The organism is Hahella sp. CCB-MM4, from assembly GCF_002260525.1.
Taxonomy (GTDB): Bacteria; Pseudomonadota; Gammaproteobacteria; order Pseudomonadales; family Oleiphilaceae; genus Hahella.
The window spans coordinates 20,022-39,183 of the sequence record NZ_MRYI01000010.1; the positions used below are offsets into that span (position 1 = coordinate 20,022).

15 protein-coding genes are annotated in these 19,162 nt (G+C 50.1%); 12 read left to right on the forward strand and 3 right to left on the reverse strand.

Annotation, left to right across the window (positions count from 1 at the left end):
- The first annotated feature begins 4 nt into the window (after window positions 1-4).
- From purU to pyrF, 12 genes are all read left to right on the forward strand, one after another.
- Window positions 5-859, forward strand: coding sequence for a formyltetrahydrofolate deformylase (gene purU, locus BTA51_RS16860; protein WP_094709335.1), 855 nt, complete (start codon window positions 5-7; stop codon window positions 857-859).
- A 156-nt stretch (window positions 860-1,015) separates the two neighbouring features.
- Window positions 1,016-1,447, forward strand: coding sequence for a CBS domain-containing protein (locus tag BTA51_RS16865; protein WP_094709337.1), 432 nt, complete (start codon window positions 1,016-1,018; stop codon window positions 1,445-1,447).
- A 453-nt stretch (window positions 1,448-1,900) separates the two neighbouring features.
- A complete protein-coding gene (gene gyrA / locus BTA51_RS16875) occupies window positions 1,901-4,516 on the forward strand; it encodes a DNA gyrase subunit A (RefSeq protein WP_094709341.1) in 2,616 nt (871 codons plus the stop codon).
- A 45-nt stretch (window positions 4,517-4,561) separates the two neighbouring features.
- Complete coding sequence (pheA, locus tag BTA51_RS16880) at window positions 4,562-5,659, forward strand: prephenate dehydratase (RefSeq protein WP_094709343.1); 1,098 nt, start codon at window positions 4,562-4,564, stop codon at window positions 5,657-5,659.
- Window positions 5,660-5,791: 132 nt separating this feature from the next.
- The gene (gene hisC / locus BTA51_RS16885) at window positions 5,792-6,886 is read left to right on the forward strand and encodes a histidinol-phosphate transaminase (RefSeq protein WP_246841070.1); all 1,095 of its coding nucleotides are present in this window, start codon (window positions 5,792-5,794) and stop codon (window positions 6,884-6,886) included.
- A 63-nt stretch (window positions 6,887-6,949) separates the two neighbouring features.
- Entirely contained in the window at window positions 6,950-9,172 is a 2,223-nt protein-coding gene (locus BTA51_RS16890; protein ID WP_094709645.1) for a bifunctional prephenate dehydrogenase/3-phosphoshikimate 1-carboxyvinyltransferase, read from the forward strand.
- Window positions 9,169-9,858 (forward strand): (d)CMP kinase, encoded by a 690-nt coding sequence (gene cmk, locus BTA51_RS16895; RefSeq protein WP_094709347.1) that lies wholly within the window; start codon window positions 9,169-9,171, stop codon window positions 9,856-9,858. The genes BTA51_RS16890 and cmk overlap by 4 nt, the downstream gene beginning before the upstream one ends.
- A 146-nt stretch (window positions 9,859-10,004) precedes the next feature.
- Window positions 10,005-11,684: a 30S ribosomal protein S1 gene (gene rpsA / locus BTA51_RS16900; protein WP_094709349.1), complete on the forward strand. Its 1,680-nt coding sequence runs from the start codon at window positions 10,005-10,007 to the stop codon at window positions 11,682-11,684.
- Between the two features lie 132 nt (window positions 11,685-11,816).
- Complete coding sequence (locus BTA51_RS16905) at window positions 11,817-12,113, forward strand: integration host factor subunit beta (RefSeq protein WP_020406764.1); 297 nt, start codon at window positions 11,817-11,819, stop codon at window positions 12,111-12,113.
- 112 nt (window positions 12,114-12,225) lie between these two features.
- Window positions 12,226-12,501 carry a lipopolysaccharide assembly protein LapA domain-containing protein gene (locus BTA51_RS16910; RefSeq protein WP_094709351.1) on the forward strand — a complete coding sequence of 92 codons (276 nt, stop codon included), beginning with the start codon at window positions 12,226-12,228 and terminating at the stop codon, window positions 12,499-12,501.
- Window positions 12,502-12,506: 5 nt separating this feature from the next.
- Window positions 12,507-13,667, forward strand: a complete 1,161-nt coding sequence (gene lapB / locus BTA51_RS16915) for a lipopolysaccharide assembly protein LapB (protein WP_094709353.1) — start codon at window positions 12,507-12,509, stop codon at window positions 13,665-13,667.
- Between the two features lie 103 nt (window positions 13,668-13,770).
- Window positions 13,771-14,484, forward strand: a complete 714-nt coding sequence (gene pyrF / locus BTA51_RS16920; protein ID WP_094709647.1) for an orotidine-5'-phosphate decarboxylase — start codon at window positions 13,771-13,773, stop codon at window positions 14,482-14,484.
- Between the two features lie 9 nt (window positions 14,485-14,493).
- Here the strand turns inward: pyrF and BTA51_RS16925 are convergent, their stop codons facing one another.
- Genes BTA51_RS16925 through BTA51_RS16935 form a run of 3 tightly spaced genes read right to left on the reverse strand, consistent with a single transcriptional unit; the run spans window position 14,494 to window position 19,068 of the window.
- Window positions 14,494-15,033: a hypothetical protein gene (locus BTA51_RS16925; RefSeq protein WP_168188202.1), complete on the reverse strand. Its 540-nt coding sequence runs from the start codon at window positions 15,031-15,033 to the stop codon at window positions 14,494-14,496.
- Entirely contained in the window at window positions 14,963-15,457 is a 495-nt protein-coding gene (locus BTA51_RS16930; protein WP_094709357.1) for a hypothetical protein, read from the reverse strand. Before BTA51_RS16930 ends, BTA51_RS16925 begins: the two co-directional genes overlap by 71 nt.
- Window positions 15,454-19,068 carry a response regulator gene (locus tag BTA51_RS16935; protein ID WP_094709359.1) on the reverse strand — a complete coding sequence of 1,205 codons (3,615 nt, stop codon included), beginning with the start codon at window positions 19,066-19,068 and terminating at the stop codon, window positions 15,454-15,456. Before BTA51_RS16935 ends, BTA51_RS16930 begins: the two co-directional genes overlap by 4 nt.
- Between the last annotated feature and the right edge of the window lie 94 nt (window positions 19,069-19,162).

Here is a 19,162-nt window from a genome sequence, read left to right on the forward strand (position 1 = left end):
ACAAATGGAGAGAACATTTCGACTTGTCATGGCCTGTCCGGACCGGGTAGGGATCGTCGCAAAGGTGACCACATTCCTGGCGACTTATAATGGATGGATTACAGAGGCGAGCCATCATGCGGATTCAGCCAACGGCTGGTTCTACATGAGGAATGAGGTGAAAGCCAGTTCGCTACCATTTGACATCGATTCTTTTCGCATGGCGTTTGAGCCAATTGCAAAAGAGTTTCAAATGCATTGGCATATTGCGGACTCTGGCCAACAGAAGAGAATTGTGTTGATGGCCAGCAAGGAATCCCATTGTCTTGCTGATCTGTTGCATCGCTGGCATGCCAAGGAGATGGATGGTGAAGTGGTGGCTGTTATCTCCAATCATAATGACCTGCGTCGTATGGTGGAGTGGCATGATATCCCCTTCCATCATGTGCCGGTCAATCCGGCGGACAAAGCTCCTGCATTTTCTGAAGTGGAAAAGCTGATTGATGGGTATCAGGCAGATGTGATTGTGCTTGCTCGTTATATGCAGATTCTTCCACCGTCGCTATGCCATACCCAGGCGGGGCGTATCATTAATATACATCACAGCTTCCTGCCTTCTTTTGCCGGGGCAAAACCATACCATCAGGCTTATCAGCGTGGCGTGAAGCTGATTGGTGCAACCTGTCACTACGTTACCGAGGATCTGGATGAAGGGCCGATCATTGAGCAGGACGTGATTCGTGTGAACCACAGTGACAGGATTGAGGATATGGTCCGGCTGGGTAAAGATGTCGAGAGGCAAGTGCTGGCGCGCGGACTGCGCTACCATCTCGAGGACAGGGTTATTATCCATCAGAATAAGACGGTTGTATTTGAGTAGCCTCTTAGAGGGCTCGCTGCCAGGACAGATTTGTGGCCGTTGTTTGCGGTCACGATCTGACCTGGATCTAATTTGCGTATGATTTCGCTTTCCTGAGGGTTGGCATGGCTGGGTGGTCGGCGTATTGTTAGGGAAAAAGAAGCAGGAGAGCCACCTATGCTGAAATCTGTCAAAGTACGCGATTACATGACCACCAATCTCATCGTATTTTATCCTGAAACAGAGCTTTTTGAGGCCATTAATCGTCTCTTGAAAAATAGCATTTCCGGAGCCCCGGTTGTGGATGGTAAAGGAAGGTTGGTGGGGATGTTGTCTGAGGTGGATTGTCTGAAAAGTATACTTAGCGGCAGTTACTATGATTATGAATCTCTCGGTGGAACTGTTTCTGAATATATGACCACCGCTGTGGATGTGGTGGAGTCTGATCAGGATATCCTTTCTGTCAGCGAGCGTTTTATCAAGGAGCGTCGGCGCCGCTTTCCGGTAGTGGAAGATGGGAAACTGGTGGGGCAGATCAGTCGAAAGGATGTACTGCGGGCAGTCAAGGATTTTGTCTCTCCCGATCAGTTTGTGCACAAATCAGCCTGATATATTTCAGGTCTTTAATTAATGAGTGGCCAGTCGACAGTTTGTGCCGGCTGGTTGTTCGTCGATCGAAATTCGGTGATTCCCTGAAAGATAAGGGGAATTATTCTCTTCTGAACTGCTGCCAAAAATCTTTCTGAAAAGCTGCAATTTGCTTCGATGCTGAAGCCAATTGTGTTATCCTTGACCGCTTGTGAAAACCGCTCTGTCATCCGGTAAGTGGTTATAAAATGTCCATTTATTGGGTTGCACCAATCTAAATGACACATTCTGTCAGTTGAGTTGCCATTGAGGCGAATTCATCGGGGTGGATCATCTGGAACCTGGCCAGTGTCCAGCCGGCGTGTTACGGGTGTGAGTCCGTGATAGCTGGTTTGGCTTATGGTTGGGGAGCGGAATGTTGGTTTTGGGTAGAACAACAAACACTATCCGTTCGAGAACAGGATAAAGCTATATATGGCTGAACTCGCCAAAGAAATACTTCCCGTCAATATCGAAGATGAACTCAAACAATCCTATCTAGATTACGCCATGAGCGTTATTGTCGGTCGTGCTCTTCCCGATGCAAGGGACGGACTCAAGCCGGTTCATCGTCGCGTGCTTTTTGCCATGAATGAGCTGAGCAATGACTGGAATAAGCCTTACAAAAAGTCTGCGCGTGTTGTTGGTGACGTCATCGGTAAATACCACCCTCATGGTGATTCTGCTGTTTATGACACCATCGTTCGGATGGCTCAGCCGTTTTCTCTGCGATACACCCTGGTAGACGGGCAGGGAAATTTTGGTTCCATCGATGGTGACAGCGCGGCGGCCATGCGATACACCGAAATTCGCATGGACAAGATCGCCCACGAAATGTTGGCTGATCTGGAAAAAGAAACTGTCGATTTCGCACCCAACTATGATGGATCCGAGCAGATTCCAGTCGTATTGCCCACCAAGGTGCCAAATTTGCTGGTCAATGGATCCTCCGGTATCGCGGTGGGTATGGCGACCAATATTCCTCCTCATAACCTGACGGAAGTTATCTCTGGATGTCTCGCTTATATTGAGAATTCCGACATCACCATTGATGAGTTGATGGAGTATATTCCGGGGCCGGATTTCCCGACCGCAGCGATTATCAATGGGCGCGCGGGAATTGTTGAAGCTTATCGCACCGGACGCGGCCGCATTTATATTCGGGCACGGTACGAAATTGAAGCTGACCAGAAGAGCAGTAAGGAAACCATTGTTATCACTGAGATTCCTTATCAGGTTAACAAGGCGCGTCTGGTAGAGAAAATCGCTGAACTGGTTAAAGACAAAAAAATTGAAGGTATTACCGAATTGCGGGATGAGTCCAGCAAGGAAGGTATGCGGGTTGTCATCGAGCTTCGGCGTGGTGAAAACGCCGAAGTGGTCATGAATAACCTGTTCGCATTGACCCCACTTGAGACCGTATTTGGTATCAATATGGTGGCTCTGGTTAATGGTGAGCCTAAAATCATGAATCTTAAGGACACCATTGAGTGTTTTGTCCGTCATCGACGCGAAGTTGTTACCCGTCGTACGATTTATGAGCTGCGTAAAGCGCGTGAGCGAGGCCACATACTGGAAGGTCAGGCGGTTGCGCTGGCCAATATTGATCCCGTTATTGCACTGATAAAAGCATCTCCAACAGCTGCTGAGGCCAAAGTGAAACTGCTTGCCCAGGCTTGGGAGCCCGGTGCTGTGGTTGGCATGCTGGAGCGTGCGGGTGCTGATGCCTGTAAACCTGAAGACCTCGGGCCGGAATACGGTTTGCGCGATGGTAAATACTATCTTTCCGAAGCCCAGGCACAGTCAATTCTTGAGTTGCGTCTGCAAAAACTGACAGGTCTCGAAACCGAGAAAATTATCCAGGAATATCGTGAAATCCTGGATCGTATTGCCGAGCTTTTAGAAATTCTGCAGAGCGCTGAGCGTCTGATGGAAGTTATTACTGAAGAGCTTGTGGCTGTTCGTGATGAGTTCGGCGATGCGCGGATGACGGAAATTACCAGTTCCAAACGAGATTTGACGACAGCTGATCTTATTGCGGAAGAAGATGTGGTGGTGACCCTCTCTCACAAAGGGTATGCCAAAACACAACCCCTGGAAGCGTATCAGGCGCAGAAGAGGGGGGGCAAAGGGAAGGCTGCCACAACGATGCGTGATGAAGATTTTATTGAAAAACTCCTCATCGCCAACTCTCACGATACAATTCTGTGCTTTACCAATTTTGGTAAAGTGTATTGGTTGCGGACTTTTGAAATTCCTCAGGCAAGCAGGACTGCTCGTGGTCGACCGATTGTCAATATTCTGCCGCTTGCCGAAGGTGAGTGGATTACGACATTGTTGCCGGTGAATGAGTATGCTGAAGATCACTATGTCTTCATGGCAACACGTAATGGTACGGTCAAGAAGACACCTCTGGAAAACTTTTCCCGTCCAAGATCGAGTGGTTTGATTGCGCTTGGCCTTGATGAGGGGGATACCCTGATTGGTGCGGCGATTACAGACGGCCAGCGCGATGTGATGTTGTTCAGCAGCAGTGGTAAAGCGATTCGCTTTAAAGAGGATGATGTACGCGCCATGGGAAGAACTGCTCGTGGTGTCAGAGGCATCAGAATGGCGGAAGGCCATCGGGTGATGTCTCTGATTATTCCTCAGGACGGTGCCTTTATTCTGACTGCCAGTGAAAAGGGATACGGTAAGCGTACCCAGGTAGAGGAGTTCCCTGTCTATGGAAGAGGCGGCCAGGGGGTTATTGCTATCCAGTGCTCTGATCGTAATGGCGCTCTGGTAAGTGCGGTACAAGTCGTTGATGGTGATCAGCTGATGTTGATCAGTGATCATGGCACACTGGTACGTACCCGGGCTGATGAAGTTTCTGTTGTTAGCCGGAATACTCAGGGTGTGAGGCTGATTCGTGTGGCTGACGACGAAAAGCTGGTTGGCGTAGAGCGGATTGCTGAACCTGAAGAAGATGAAGTGTTGGATGCGGAAGGTGAGGGCGAAGTTGATGCTTCTCCGGATGAATCATCTGCAGATAATCAAGACGCTGAATAGTGTCTTGATTATCAGAATCGCTTCATGATTTGAGGGAAAGTTCTCGTGAGCAATGAGAAAATTGAGTTATCAAAGCTGCGTGACCGTATTGATCAAATCGATCGCCAGCTGCTTGAGCTGATCAGTGAGCGTGCTCGCTGTGCTCAGAGTGTTGCAGAAGTAAAGCTGAGTTCCGGAGCCCAGGGGGATGTGGTTTTCTATCGCCCCGAACGGGAGGCTCAAGTGTTGCGAAAGGTTATGGAATTAAATTCCGGACCTTTGAGCGACGAAGAGGTGGCCAGGCTGTTTCGAGAGGTGATGTCAGCATGCCTTGCATTGGAAAACCCTTTGCACATTGCCTATCTTGGCCCTGAAGGTACGTTCACCCACGCCGCTGCGTTAAAGCATTTTGGCCACTCGGTAGTATCGCTTCCTCATGCGGCTATCGACGAAGTCTTTCGTGAAGTTGAGGCAGGAACGGCTCATTATGGAGTGGTGCCTGTGGAGACCTCCAGCGAGGGGATGATTAACCACACGCTGGACGTTTTTGTGAATTCGCCGTTGAATATCTGCGGCGAAGTCCAGATTCGTACTCATTACCACCTGCTTATTTCTCCTGCAACGCAAATAGAAGATGTGGAAGTTATATACTCCCAAGCTTCCTCGTTAGCCAATTGCAGACAATGGCTGGATGAGAAATGGCCGGGAGCGCAGAGGGTTGCGGTGTCCTCCCATGAGGAGGCGGTAACCCTGGCTGCCAAACAGAAAAACGCGGCTGCGATTGCCGGAGAGCACTGCATAGGGTTATTTGGAGTTAAATCTATTGCCGGGAATATAGAAGACAGGCCCAATCAGATTGCCCGTTTTCTGATTATCGGCAGAGAGCGCATAGCGTCGAGTGGTAATGATCGAACTTCTGTGCTGGTAACAATCAAGGACGAGCCAGGAGCTCTGTATCGAATGCTGGGAGCGTTTTATAAGCATAGTCTGAGTCTGACCCGGCTTGATTCAAGGCCTGCTCTCAGTGGTGAGCAGCGTTATCTCTTCTTTATTGATTTTAGCGGTCATTGGGAAGATGAGAATGTCGTTGCAGCTATTCAGGAATTGTCCCGTGAGGTGCTGGACGTTCGTCACCTGGGCTCCTACCCTCTGGGCGTCTTATAGCGATTGAAGCAGGCTGCTGATCAAGCGGGCTAATCGTTTCACCGAATGCCCCGGTATCTAGAGGTGCCGGGGCGGACGCCTCATTAAAATCGCGTCAGATATTTATCAAAAACAACATAGAGTGATATCGCCATGAACTTTCTTTCGTTAGCTAATGCAGGGATTCAGAAACTAACTCCTTACCAGCCGGGCAAACCTATTGAGGAATTGCAGCGGGAGTTGGGGCTGACTGAAATTATTAAACTTGCCAGCAACGAAAATCCGTTAGGGCCAAGCCCGAGGGTGGGCGAGGCGCTGGCAGCATGTGTTCCTGAATTGTCGCGCTATCCCGATGGGAATGCTTTTCGTTTGAAGCAGGCGCTTGCAAAGAAATTATCTGTGGGGACAGATCAGTTGACCATCGGCAACGGTTCTAACGATATCCTTGAGTTTGTGCCGAGGGTGTTCGCTAATTCCGAGTCGGAAATCATATTCTCTGAGTACTCTTTTGCTGTATACCCCCTCGCTACTATGGGGGTTGGTGCAAAGCCTGTGGTTACGCCGGCAAAGGATTGGGGGCATGACCTGGATGCCATGGTTGAAGCAATCACAGAACATACTCGGGTCATTTTTGTTGCCAATCCAAATAACCCCACGGGCACCTGGATTCCTAAGGCAGACCTGGAAGCATTTCTGGCTCGGGTACCAGAGCGTATCATTGTGGTTCTGGATGAGGCGTACGCTGAGTATTTGCAGGAGCCAGATTATCCTAATGGGGTTTCCTACATTTCGCAGTATCCCAATCTTATAGTGACCAGAACATTCTCCAAGGCCTATGGGCTGGCAGGTCTTCGTCTTGGTTATTCAATATCCAGTCCAGAGCTGGCTGATCTGCTGAATCGAATTCGTCAGCCGTTCAATGTGAACCTGCCGGCGCAGGAAGCGGCATTGGCTGTGTTGCAGGATGAGGAGTATCTGGAAAAGTCCATCGCTGTCAACACGGCGGGGCTGCGGCAGTTGGGGTCAGGCTTCGAGCGGTTGGGTCTGCAATATATTCCGTCTGTGGCCAATTTTATTGCCGTTGAAGTGGGTGATAATGCGGGAGAGATTTATCAGGCTCTGTTGCATAAAGGGGTAATTGTTCGTCCGGTCGCCAACTACTCCATGACCAGGCATTTAAGGGTGTCGGTGGGATTGGAGTCAGAGAATGAGCGGTTCCTCAAGGCGCTTGAGGAAGTGTTGGCCTGATGAGAGACGGGGCTTTGGAGTTTGGTCGGCAAAAATCGAATCGGCTGAATGGTTGAGGGTTATATGTCTGGAAAGCTGGATGTGCCTCGCATTGGAGTTATCGGTCTTGGGCTGATTGGTGGTTCGTTTGCTAAAGCCCTTAAACAGGCTGGAACGGTCGGGCGGATCTATGGATTTGATACCCGGGCGCAGGAAGTCCGCTTGGCTGAAAAGCTTCAGGTGATTGATGAGGCTTGCGATAGTTTGCCGGATATTGCCGCTAAAGCTGAAATACTGGTGCTTGCTACTCCGGTGAAGGCAATTGAGCCGGTGCTAAGGGAATTAGCGCCTCACCTGGAAAAAAGCCATATCCTGACGGATATGGCGAGCGTTAAAGGGGCTGTGGCCGAGGCTGCTGTAAAAGTGTTCGGTGAGGTTCCTGCCAATTTTGTGCTGGGACACCCGATCGCTGGTTCAGAGAAAAGTGGAGTTGCTGCAGCTAATGGGGATCTTTATAAAGATCACAAAGTTATTCTGACCCCGACGGCTGATACTGAGATGAATGCGCTGGATCAGGTGGTAAAACTCTGGCGCGCCACCGGGGCGCAGGTGCTGATGATGTCGGTGCCTCACCACGATGAGGTTTTGGCTGCTACCAGTCATTTGCCTCATCTGATCGCTTTTTCACTAGTGGATACCCTGGCGGGGGCAGACGACAATAAAGAAATTTTTCGCTATGCTGCCGGCGGATTCAGGGACTTCACACGTATAGCTGCCAGTGATCCCATCATGTGGCACGATATTTTTTTAAGTAACCGGGCAGCTGTCCTCAAGGTAATAGACGAATTTAGCGCGGATCTTGGAAAATTGCGGAAAGCAATTGATCAGGGAGACGGCGAGACCTTGATGGGGGTATTTACCCGTGCCAAGGCCGCTCGAGAACACTTTTCCAAAATGCTTGAAGGTAAGGCTTACGATAGCAATATGAACAGTCAAAATCTGACCTATATAGCGCACCAGGGCAGCGCTGTGAAAGGTGATATTCGAGTCCCTGGAGATAAATCCATGTCCCACCGTTCTATTATGCTGGGGTCTCTGGCAGAAGGTGTGACGGAAGTGGAAGGCTTTCTTGAAGGCGAGGATGCGCTTGCGACATTGCAGGCATTCCGGGACATGGGAGTCGTGATAGAAGGGCCTGACCGTGGAAGGGTTGTTATTCATGGTGTAGGGATGCACGGCCTCAAAGCGCCTCATGGTCCTCTGTACCTTGGGAATTCCGGCACCTCGATGAGGTTGCTGGCAGGACTTCTCAGTGGTCAGAGCTTCAGTGTTGAGTTGACAGGGGATGAGTCCTTGTCGAAACGTCCCATGGAAAGGGTTGCGAAACCGTTGAGGGAAATGGGAGCGGTTATCGAGACGGGAGATCAGGGGCGCCCTCCTATGATTATCAAAGGCGGTAGCCAGCTGAGAGGCGTTCATTATGATATGCCAATTGCCAGCGCTCAGGTGAAATCCTGCTTATTGCTCGCTGGGCTCTATGCTGAAGGAGAAACCTCGGTAGTTGAGCCTGCACCTACACGTGACCACACTGAGCGGATGCTGAAAGGTTTTGGTTACGATGTGGCGGTGGATGGCAGTCGTGCAGCCGTCAATGGCGGTGGTAAGTTGTCTGCGACAAAAATCGATGTTCCGTCTGATATTTCCTCGGCTGCCTTTTTCCTGGTCGCAGCCAGTATCACTCCAGGATCAGATCTCACCCTGCGTCATGTCGGCATCAATCCAACACGCACCGGGGTGATCAATATTCTGCGTTTGATGGGGGCGGATATCGAAGTCTTCAACGAGAAAGAGGTTGGGGGTGAACCGGTCGCGGATATCAGGGTGAAATATGCTCCGCTGAAAGGAATCGAAATCCCTCAGGATCAGGTTCCGTTGGCGATCGATGAATTCCCGGTGCTCTTCATTGCTGCCGTCAATGCTGAGGGTGAGACTGTGCTCAGTGGTGCAGAGGAGCTGCGTGTCAAAGAAAGTGATCGTATCCAGGTGATGGCAGACGGTCTGAAAGCGCTTGGGGTCGATAGCGAGGTTCGCCCCGATGGTATCGTGTTGCGGCAGTCCAGTATCGGTAGTGGAAGTGTTGAAAGTCATGGTGATCATCGGATCGCAATGGCTTTTGCAGTCGCTTCACTGGTTTCTAAGAGCGATATCACCATCAAAGATTGCGCTAATGTTGCAACATCCTTTCCCAATTTCTGGGAGCTGGCGAATGAAGTCGGGTTTAATCTAAGGCCGGCGGGGGAGGTATGACCGGAGGTACTACTGCACCGGTGATCACTATTGATGGACCCTCTGGTTCAGGCAAGGGAACAATTGCCAAGTTACTGGCCCGTCAGCTCGGTTGGCATATTCTGGATTCCGGCGCTCTATATCGCCTGACTGCCCTGAGCGCGGTGAAACAGGGCGTGGATCTGAATGATCCTGGAGCTGTTGCCGGGGTTGCCAGGAAGCTGGATGTTGAATTCCGATCTGGTCAAATGGATCAGCCGGTCTCGGTATACCTGATGGGGGAAGATGTCACAGAAGAAATTCGTACTGAAACCTGTGGCGACAAAGCTTCCCAGATCGCACCCCATACGGTTGTCCGCGAGGCCTTGTTGCAGCGTCAGCGTGATTTTCGTCGTATGCCGGGCCTGGTGGCGGATGGACGGGATATGGGCACAGTGGTCTTCCCTGATTCCCCCTGTAAGGTCTATTTAACGGCAAGCGCCGAAATCAGGGCCCAGAGACGGTATGAGCAGTTGAAGCAACAGGGTCAGAGTGTTAAAATTGCGCACCTTTTAAGCGAGATCAAGGCGCGTGACGACCGGGATATGAACCGTGAAAACGCTCCCCTTAGACCCGCTGATGACGCTGTAACCCTTGACACGTCTGGGATTCCGATAGATGAGGTGCTGCGCGAAGTGCTTCAAATCTGGTCCTCAAAACAGGCTTAAGCAAGAGCCGCAGCTTCAGGAATTTTTTGTAAATTCCATCAGGTGATTGTTTTTTTGGTGTAAGCCAGTATTGCCAACTAAGCAATCAATTCAAAAACTGACCGTGTTAGCTGGCCACGCGGAGTATATTCATTACAGGAAACACAATGAGCGAGAGCTTTGCTGAGCTTTTTGAAGAAAGTTTAAAAGAAATCGACATGCAGCCCGGTTCCATCGTAAAGGGAACCGTTGTAGACATTGACCAAGACTGGGTTACTGTTCACGCCGGCTTAAAATCTGAAGGGGTTATCCCTGTTTCTCAGTTCCTTGATGATAAAGGTGAACTGAATCTGAGCATCGGAGACGAAGTCGATGTTGCTCTGGATGCGGTAGAAGATGGTTTCGGTGAAACCCGTCTGTCCCGTGAGAAGGCCAAGCGTGCGGAAGCATGGAAAGATCTCGAAAAAGCCTTCGAAGCCAATGAAGTTGTTATGGGTGTCATCAACGGTAAAGTCAAAGGTGGCTTCACTGTTGAATTGGGTGGCATTCGCGCGTTCCTGCCAGGTTCTTTGGTAGATGTGCGTCCTATCCGCGATACTGCACACCTCGAAGGTAAAGACCTCGAATTCAAAGTCATTAAGCTTGACCAAAAGCGCAACAACGTTGTTGTTTCCCGTCGTGCTGTTCTGGAAGCTGAAAACAGCGCAGAACGTGATGCACTTCTGCAGACTCTGCAGGAAGGTATGGAAGTCAAAGGTATTGTTAAGAACCTGACTGACTACGGTGCGTTCGTTGATCTGGGTGGTGTTGACGGCCTGCTGCACATCACTGATATGGCTTGGAAGCGCATCAAGCACCCAAGCGAGATCGTCAATGTTGGTGATGAAATCTCCGTTAAAGTGCTGAAGTTCGACCGTGAGCGTAATCGCGTTTCTCTGGGTCTGAAGCAACTGGGTGAAGATCCATGGGTAGCTATCAAAGAGCGTTATCCTGAAAACACCCGTGTTACTGCACGCGTTACCAATCTGACAGACTACGGCTGCTTTGCTGAGCTGGAAGAAGGTGTTGAAGGTCTGGTTCACGTATCCGAAATGGATTGGACCAACAAGAACATTCATCCTTCCAAAGTTGTCCAACTGGGCGACGAAATTGAAGTGATGGTTCTGGATATCGACGAAGAGCGTCGTCGTATCTCTCTGGGTATCAAGCAGTGTCATGCTAACCCATGGGAAGAGTTCTCAGGCAGCTTCAACAAGGGCGACAAGATTTCCGGTAAGATCAAGTCTATCACTGACTTCGGTATCTTCCTGGGTCTGGACGGCGGTATCGACGGTCTGGTTCACTTGTCTGACATCTCCTGGAACGAGCCAGGTGAAGAAGCTGTACGCAAGTACAAGAAAGGTGACGACCTGGAGACTGTTATCCTGTCGATTGATCCTGAGCGTGAGCGTATTTCTCTGGGTATCAAGCAGCTGGAAAGCGATCCATTTGCTGAATTCACCCAGTTGAACGACAAAGGTACTATCGTCACTGGTAAAGTAATCTCTGTTGACGCTAAGGCCGCTGTTGTTGCTCTGAATGATGATGTTGAAGCGGTACTGAAAGCATCTGAAATCAGCCGTGACAAAGTTGAAGACGCGCGCAACGTGCTGAACGAAGGCGAAGAAGTTGAAGCCAAGATCATCAGCGTTGACCGCAAAAATCGCGTGATCAATCTGTCCATCAAGTCTAAGGATATTGATGAAGAGAAGCAGGCTATCCGCGATGTGAAGGAAAAACAAACTGAAGCTCAAGGTCCGACCACTATCGGTGATCTGATCAAGGAACAGCTGCAACAGCAAAGCTAATCGCTTAGTTGTAAAGTTAAGCTTCAAACTTCGGTTTGGAAATTGAAAAAAACGGGCTATATGCCCGTTTTTTTTGTGTTTTTTTAATTCTTTAACTACACTTCTGACGATGGCTTTGATAAGGAAAATTCTATGACCAAGTCAGAATTAGTCGAGATTATTGCGTCCAAACAACCACAACTTTCAGTCAAAGACGTTGAGCTCGCCGTTAAAACGATCATAGAGTACATGTCGCAAACCTTGTCTCAGGGTCAGCGCATAGAAATACGCGGATTCGGTAGTTTCAGTCTGCATTATCGTGCCCCGCGGGTGGGGCGTAATCCCAAAACAGGGGAAACAGTCCACCTGCCGGCTAAGTATGTGCCTCATTTTAAACCGGGGAAAGAATTGCGTGATGAAGTAAACGCCAGCCTGAAAGCCGGGTATTAATTTCGTCAAACCTGCCTCGATCTGACTCGACAATGTCGCTATCTATTCTCCTGACATTGTCGTTATCTATGTTAAGATAGGCACCCAATGGAGATTGGGGTCGAGTACACGCATGGCGAAAATTAAGAAATTCATCCTATTGCTATTGGTATTGGTCGTCTTTGTGATCGGGCTAATGTTTATGCTCTCGAACAATGACGCTGTGCACCTGGATTTGATCGTGACTAAGATCGGACCTATTGATGTGATATTTGTGGCAGTTGGTGCGTTTGCTGTTGGCCTGATTCTCGGCATGATGGTGACTGGTTTGACGGTTCTAAAGCTGAAAGTAGTAGGACCCAAGAACAAGGCGCCAAAAAGTAGGCAAACTGTAGCCACCAATAATTAGCATTTATGGAATTCATCGGGCAGTGGTTACTGGTGGCGGCAGCCATCGGCATCGGCTGGTTTATAGGGTACCAGCAGTCTAGAAGGGGCGGCACCAAGACCGTTGATACCCGTTCCGGTAAATATCCCAAGACCCTTCAGTACCTGTTTGAGGCATATGATGCCCCAACACTGGACTCTTTTCTCCAGGAGCTGGAGGTTAACCGTCATACCATTCAGCTCCATCTGTCCATTGCCAACTATTACCGCCGCAAAGGCGAAATCGAAAAAGCGACCGCCATTCATCAGAATCTGCTGTCACATCCAGAGGCGCGTCTGCAACATTCAAGTCAGTTAACTTTTGAGTTAGCTCAGGACTATATGGTCGCAGGGCTGTATGACCGGGCAGAGGCGCTTTTTATTGAGCTTTCCAATGAAAGGCAGTGGAAGCAGCGCTGTACTGAGAGTTTGCTGGAAATCTATGAACACGAGAAAGACTGGGATATTGCCCGAGAGCGGGCGCTTTCGTTGGACGTTAAGCGCGATAGGGATCTGCAGCGGAGAATAGCCCAATATTGTTGTGAGTTGGCGGATCGTAGTATCCGGCGTAAAGATTTCGCGGAGGCCAGGCAGTTTCTTAAAGAAGCTTTAGGGCATGATAAATCCTGTGTCCGGGCCAGCCTGCAGATGGCGCGGGTGTGTATTGCGACAGAACAGTTCGCAGAAGCGTTAAATGAATTGAAGCGTATAGAGCAGCAGGATCCGGTCTTCCTGACGGAGGCTGTCGATCTGATCGTTGAAATCTGTATGGTGACCCAGGAGCAGGATAAGCTGGTCCGGATACTTCAGCGAATCTGGGAGCAACAGCCATCTGCCCATGTCATGATGACATTGGCCACTCAGCTGGGGCAGGATAGCGATCCGCAGAATGCTATTGAATTTCTTCTACAGCAGCTTGATGAGCATCCTACTCTTGGAGGAGTGAAAACTTTGCTGGAGCTCCTGACTCCGTTCGCCGAAACGGAAACCAAGCGCTGGGTGCAGATCATAAAAGGTGTGCTGGAATCCTTATTGGAAAAAAATCAGGACTACTGTTGCATCAATTGCGGATTCTCGGGGCGTCATATGCATTGGCAATGTCCAAGTTGCAAAACCTGGGGAAATATCAAGCCTATTCCGTGGGTGTGATGATTACACAGAAAATTTAGGCGGCTTGAAGAGTATGTGATGCCGAACAGGATGTTTTGTATCTATGCTGATCAATAATGAAATGAAAGGTGATGAAATAGACATGGCTCAACCCACTGAACCCAGAATCGTTGTGGCATTGGATTTCTCGGAGCGCAAGGCGCTTGAAGGTTTTGTAGAGCAGGTTGATCCTTCTTTATGTCGTTTGAAAGTCGGGAAAGAATTATTTACCTCTTTTGGTCCAGAGATTGTCCACTGGTTGCAAAACAAAGGATTCGAAATATTTCTGGATCTCAAATTCCATGACATCCCCAATACAACCGCTCATGCTGTGAAGGCTGCTGCCAATATGGGAGTTTGGATGGTCAATGTCCATGCTTCCGGAGGGCGCAGGATGATGGAAGCCTGTCGTGAGATATTACAGCCTTTTCAGCAGCCGCCGCTTTTGATTGCGGTGACGATTCTGACCAGTCTGAGTGATGATGAATTGCAGGAAATCGGTTACTCCTCGGATGCTGAGCAAATGGTGAAACGGCTGGCCTCTTTGAGTAAAGACAGCGGGATGGATGGCGTTGTCTGCTCTGCGCAGGAATCGGCCATGCTGCGCTCGGCGCTGGGGGATGACTTTGCTCTGGTGACTCCGGGAATTCGACCGGGCTTTGCAGCCAAGGATGACCAGACGAGAATTGTGACGCCCGCCAAGGCGGTGGAAGATGGCAGCCACTATCTGGTGATTGGGCGGCCTATCACCAGAGCGGATGATCCATTAAAGGCTTTGACCCTCATTCAGCAGGAGCTGAATAACGGCGTCGCATAATAACGCGGGTTATCCGGTTTTCTGTCTCTGCAGCGCAAAGAACTTACCTGGTTTGATACAGGCATTGTTTGCTTCTGCCATGAAGTTGCATTCGTCAGAAAGCAGCTTCGTGGGATCGATGATCGGTATGGATTCACCATTGCGGCTGAACCCGGAAATCAGTGCCGATTTCCATATGCCGCAATCCGAGGGGCGGAAATCCACGAAGCCATGATCATCGACCAGTGTTTTGGCTGGTGCGGTGCTGACTGCCAGGGCAACGTAACGAGGATCTGTTGTCTGGGTATTCAGAACGACGATGTTGGCACTCACAATGTAGTGGCAAGCCCGGGTGAATACCACTGGTACAGGTTGCTCATGCCAGATGGTGATGTGCTGGCAACAGGGTTCGCTGGCAGGTATCGACAGCAATCGTGCATTGGGCACAAACTCTTCAACAGAATTTCCTGCCAGCGCAATTGTCGCTCCATCCAGTGGGTTAGCTAGCCAAACCGACAGATCGCTGGATGGGTGGGTGTTCGGCGACACTCCTTGATTCTGAAGCTCCATAGCTGAGTACCTTCTCGAAAAAACGTGTGATGGTTAGAGAGGTGGCGAAAAGATGCCAATCGCTGTTTTGTCTTATCAGTCCCTCGATAGGGCTGAGCTTTCTCATACACGAGGGAATCGGATACACCTTTGAGGCGGTTCGCAGCTTAAAAAGTGAATGGCAGCTAAGCGCCATAGCAGGTGTGTTCCCAAAGGCGGCTTTCAGCAGTATGACTTTCTTCTCCTCCGGCTGCAGGCCGGAGGCCGGTATCCAGTTGCTGTTAAAGCCATATACCGGATACCACTGCCCGGAAAATCGTATGCAGGTGATCTGTTGTTTCTCTGTGACCTCTTCGGCGGATGCCAGATAGAGGATGTCTTCGGCCGGCAGACAGATTGACCGGCCCGAGCAATTCACAAGGTAGTAGGCTGTTTGATGGTTCATCCCAGTAACTCCTGTATCTTATCCATAAGATCGTTCTCGTTATAAGGTTTTGTGGCATATCCATTTACCCCTGCCTTCTTGGCAAGTTCACGATGTTTATGCTGGCTTCGGGAAGTCAGCATCAGAATAGGCAGCTGGTTGTGCTCGGGTGTCTGGCGAAGCTGACGTGTCAGCTCAAGGCCATCCATACGCGGCATTTCCATATCTACCAATAACAGTTGAGGAGCTTCCGCCTTGATCTTTTCAATGGCTTCGAGCCCGTCACAGGCCGTGGTTACGGTAAAGCCGCAGTCCTGAAGCAATTGCTTTAAGGTCTGGCGGACACTGAGAGAATCATCCACGACCATCACTTTGTTGAGGATTTCCTGGGATGCGGAAATGGGAGCTGTAGACTGATTGGACTTGTTGCCCGTTTGCAGTAATTCCACTAGGTTGAGAACAGGTACCAGGGTTCCGTCACCCAGGATGGTCATACCAAACAGTCCGGGTAGTGTGGGTATCAAGCGGCCGGGTGTTCTTAATACCAGTTGATCCCCGGTTTTGATTTCATCGACGGCGATAGCTGTAAGTACACCGCTGACATCCGCGACGATTAACGGCTTTGACTTGCTTTCTTCATCTATACCGAACAGCGATTTGGCCAGATCCACATAACGGAAGAGTTCATCGTTTGCAGACAGATAAGTTTGGCCGGCGATTTCTTCCAGCTCACCGGCACCGGTTGCCATAATCTGGGTCAGGGTCGATGAAGGAATTGCGAAGCGCTGCTTGCATACGGTTACCAGCAACATGTACTGGGTAATTTCGCGCACAGGAACCCGGATAACCAACCGGCAGCCCGGTGTGTTGTCGGTTTTGGCTTCGGTGTCGAAACGGATGCTGCCACCCAGTGATTCAACCTGACTCCTTACCGCATCCATACCGATCCCCCGGCCGGAAAGTTGCGTGGCTTTATCACGGGTAGTGAACCCCGGTTGCCATACAATCTGCGCAAGCTCCTGATCGGTCGGGCGGGAAGAGCCTTCGGCAATGATTCCTGCTTTCAAGGCCTTTCTGAAGATGCTGTCGTAATCAAGTCCACCACCGTCATCTTCCAGTACGACCTGCAGGAAGCGACCTACCTGAGAGTACTGCACCATGATATTGCCACGGCTGTTCTTTCCTGCCTGCTCACGGATAACAGTATTTTCAATGCCATGATCCACAGCATTGCGCAGAAGGTGCATGAGTGGATCAGCCAATTGTTCGATCAGGATTCTATCCACTTCAAGATCATCACCGATGACATTCAGGGCCGCAGATTTACCGGCAGCACGGCATGCCTGGCGAACGCAGCGTTGCAGGCGTCCGGTGAGTTCAGAGGCAGACAATTTCTGTTTGGAAAGCAACTGATGCTGAAGTTTGTCAATATAGCGGTGTTGCTGGCGCATCAGGCTGTCCAGCATCAACAACTGATCCTGGAGCTTATGGTTGAGTTCTCTTACGTCGGCTACGGATTCGAACAGCTGATGGGAGCATTCGTGTAGTTCATCGTAGCGGTCCATCTCCAGTGGATCGAACTCCGCATTGTTTTCGTCCACTTTCGGTGTGGGCTGCCCCTTAGCAGTTTGGTTAGGTTGCTGAGGAACTTGACGGGAAGGCCGACGATCCATGCTGCGGTTGTCAATCAGGCCCTCCAGCTGTAGACGTCTCTGGCTGAGTAACTGATCATGGCGGGAGAGATCTTCAGCGGTTGAGTGGATGCGCTTATAGAGTTCTTTGCCCTGGACGTTGTTGATACTCATCTCTTCGGCAAGTAGCACCAGGTTGTCAAAATCAGAAAGAGGGGGTTCGATATTTGTACCGGGTGCGGCATCCCGTTGTGGCGCTTCTGGAGAATCCTCGGATGAATCGAACTCCTGTTTCGTTTCTGTTTGAGATGATGCTGAGCTCGTCTGAGATAACGCGGAGACCCTGGGCTCTTGAGACAGATCAGAGAATTCGGGCTCTTCCATAAAGTCAGGCTCGGCAACGCTGAATCTGCTATCAGGCCGGTTCCAATGTACTAGCTGCTCGAGGACTTCAAAGGCATTTTCCGGAGGTTGGTCCTTGCCCGCGAGAAAATCCACCATGGAACTCAGGCAGTCTGACGCTTCCATGAGTATTTCGTAAAGCTGATCCGGGACCGAAGTTTCACCCTTGGCCATGACTTCGAAAATGTCCTCAAGAGTATGACTTATGTTGGCAACCCCCTTGATACCCAGAAGGTTGGCGGATCCCTTGAGGCTATGGCTGGCGCGCTGTGCCTTGATGACCCATTGTTTGTCGGGAGCCTCTGCATCACCAAGGTTGGCAAGTGCCTCAAAGATTGCATGGGTATGAATGGGCGCATCCTGAAGGAAGGCGTGTTTCACCTCCAGGGTAACATCACTGGAAATGTTGAGCGCTACGTCCTCTTCGGTATAAACCTGGGATGGTGTGTCATCCAGTGCTTCGCTGCTGACTTCAAACTCCACCAGGGCAAAAAGCAGAGCTTGTTGATCTTCTGAATCTATCGGTTGTGTCCAGCAAGGGGCTTCCAAGTATTCAAGCAATGCCAGGCAGCTGTTTTCCGACGCCTGCTCGTAGAGGTAATCCTTCACCAGGGAAGGCCATTTGTAGAGGTGCTGAATTTGTGATTTTCCTACGGTATCTTCACTTTGCAGACGAATGCTCAGGCAATCGAAGAAATGTTGAAGTCCGATAATACCAAGATAGCTGCTGGTTTCCGCCAGTGTCTGGAGCAGACCCACATAGGGGGATCGATTGGATTCGGAAGCGGCCATCACGTCGAGCGCTTCATTGAGATCCGCTTCCAACTCACAAATCTCAGACCAGAATGCCTCCACCAGTTCGGCCTGTTCTGGCGATAGGTTTGAGTCGGCTGGAATTTCTGTCAGGTCCAGCATGGGGACTTCTGAATCAGAGTCGACAAATTCTTTTTCTTGATCAGCATCCCAGTCTAAATCGGTGCTCTCGTCCATGGAGATTTCATGAGCTTCACACAAGCTGATGGTATCGGTCTCATCTGATGCTTCTATCTCCTCCGGCTCCTCTTCCTCCTCTACCTTATACAGTTCCTCCATTTCACAGGTTTCCAGTGCTTTGTTTTCATCTGGTTGAAAGTCGCTTACGTCAGACGGAGAGTCGTCTGTGTCAGGGAGGGTGGCGACGGTGTCAGATCGAGAAAGCTCACTGCTATCTTTCGCCTGATCTTCCGGTAGCGCGGCTTCGGATTCTCCAGCATCACTATCGTCGGATGTAGATATTGTAGGAGGGGCGAAGACCAGAGGATCATTGAGCGACTCAAGCAGCCTCAGCATCCATTGTGCGACGGAAACGATCTTGGATTTGGGAAGAGGTTCTTGTGCTGAATCAGAGGTTTCTCCGTTAGGTACCAATTGTGAGCGCAACCTATCCACTCTAGCCAGAAGCTGGGGGCATTCCACCATATCCAGCATTGCCGCTATGTTATCCATCAAGGCGAAAAGGTCATCCGCAGTTGGAATCTCGGATTGAACTATCTGATTTAGATCATCCCGGAATACATCGGCCAGAGACGTCATTGCCATATTTTGATCATGTGCATCCATACAAGCTCTCCATGCATGGGAGATAGGTAAAAGTCGATATACTGCTCAACTTCAGTTAGCTGAATCCATGCGGCAGACCGGAGGCACTACACCG

What these genes read in the sequence shown, in the direction of transcription:
- purU (WP_094709335.1), top strand. Translation starts at nt 5, where the DNA reads ATGGAGAGAACATTTCGACTTGTCATGGCCTGTCCGGACCGGGTAGGG.
- BTA51_RS16865 (WP_094709337.1), top strand. Translation starts at nt 1,016, where the DNA reads ATGCTGAAATCTGTCAAAGTACGCGATTACATGACCACCAATCTCATC.
- gyrA (WP_094709341.1), top strand. Translation starts at nt 1,901, where the DNA reads ATGGCTGAACTCGCCAAAGAAATACTTCCCGTCAATATCGAAGATGAA.
- hisC (WP_246841070.1), top strand. Translation starts at nt 5,792, where the DNA reads ATGAACTTTCTTTCGTTAGCTAATGCAGGGATTCAGAAACTAACTCCT.
- BTA51_RS16890 (WP_094709645.1), top strand. Translation starts at nt 6,950, where the DNA reads ATGTCTGGAAAGCTGGATGTGCCTCGCATTGGAGTTATCGGTCTTGGG.
- cmk (WP_094709347.1), top strand. Translation starts at nt 9,169, where the DNA reads ATGACCGGAGGTACTACTGCACCGGTGATCACTATTGATGGACCCTCT.
- rpsA (WP_094709349.1), top strand. Translation starts at nt 10,005, where the DNA reads ATGAGCGAGAGCTTTGCTGAGCTTTTTGAAGAAAGTTTAAAAGAAATC.
- BTA51_RS16905 (WP_020406764.1), top strand. Translation starts at nt 11,817, where the DNA reads ATGACCAAGTCAGAATTAGTCGAGATTATTGCGTCCAAACAACCACAA.
- BTA51_RS16910 (WP_094709351.1), top strand. Translation starts at nt 12,226, where the DNA reads ATGGCGAAAATTAAGAAATTCATCCTATTGCTATTGGTATTGGTCGTC.
- lapB (WP_094709353.1), top strand. Translation starts at nt 12,507, where the DNA reads ATGGAATTCATCGGGCAGTGGTTACTGGTGGCGGCAGCCATCGGCATC.
- pyrF (WP_094709647.1), top strand. Translation starts at nt 13,771, where the DNA reads ATGGCTCAACCCACTGAACCCAGAATCGTTGTGGCATTGGATTTCTCG.
- BTA51_RS16925 (WP_168188202.1), bottom strand. Translation starts at nt 15,033, where the DNA reads ATGGAGCTTCAGAATCAAGGAGTGTCGCCGAACACCCACCCATCCAGC.
- BTA51_RS16930 (WP_094709357.1), bottom strand. Translation starts at nt 15,457, where the DNA reads ATGAACCATCAAACAGCCTACTACCTTGTGAATTGCTCGGGCCGGTCA.
- BTA51_RS16935 (WP_094709359.1), bottom strand. Translation starts at nt 19,068, where the DNA reads ATGGATGCACATGATCAAAATATGGCAATGACGTCTCTGGCCGATGTA.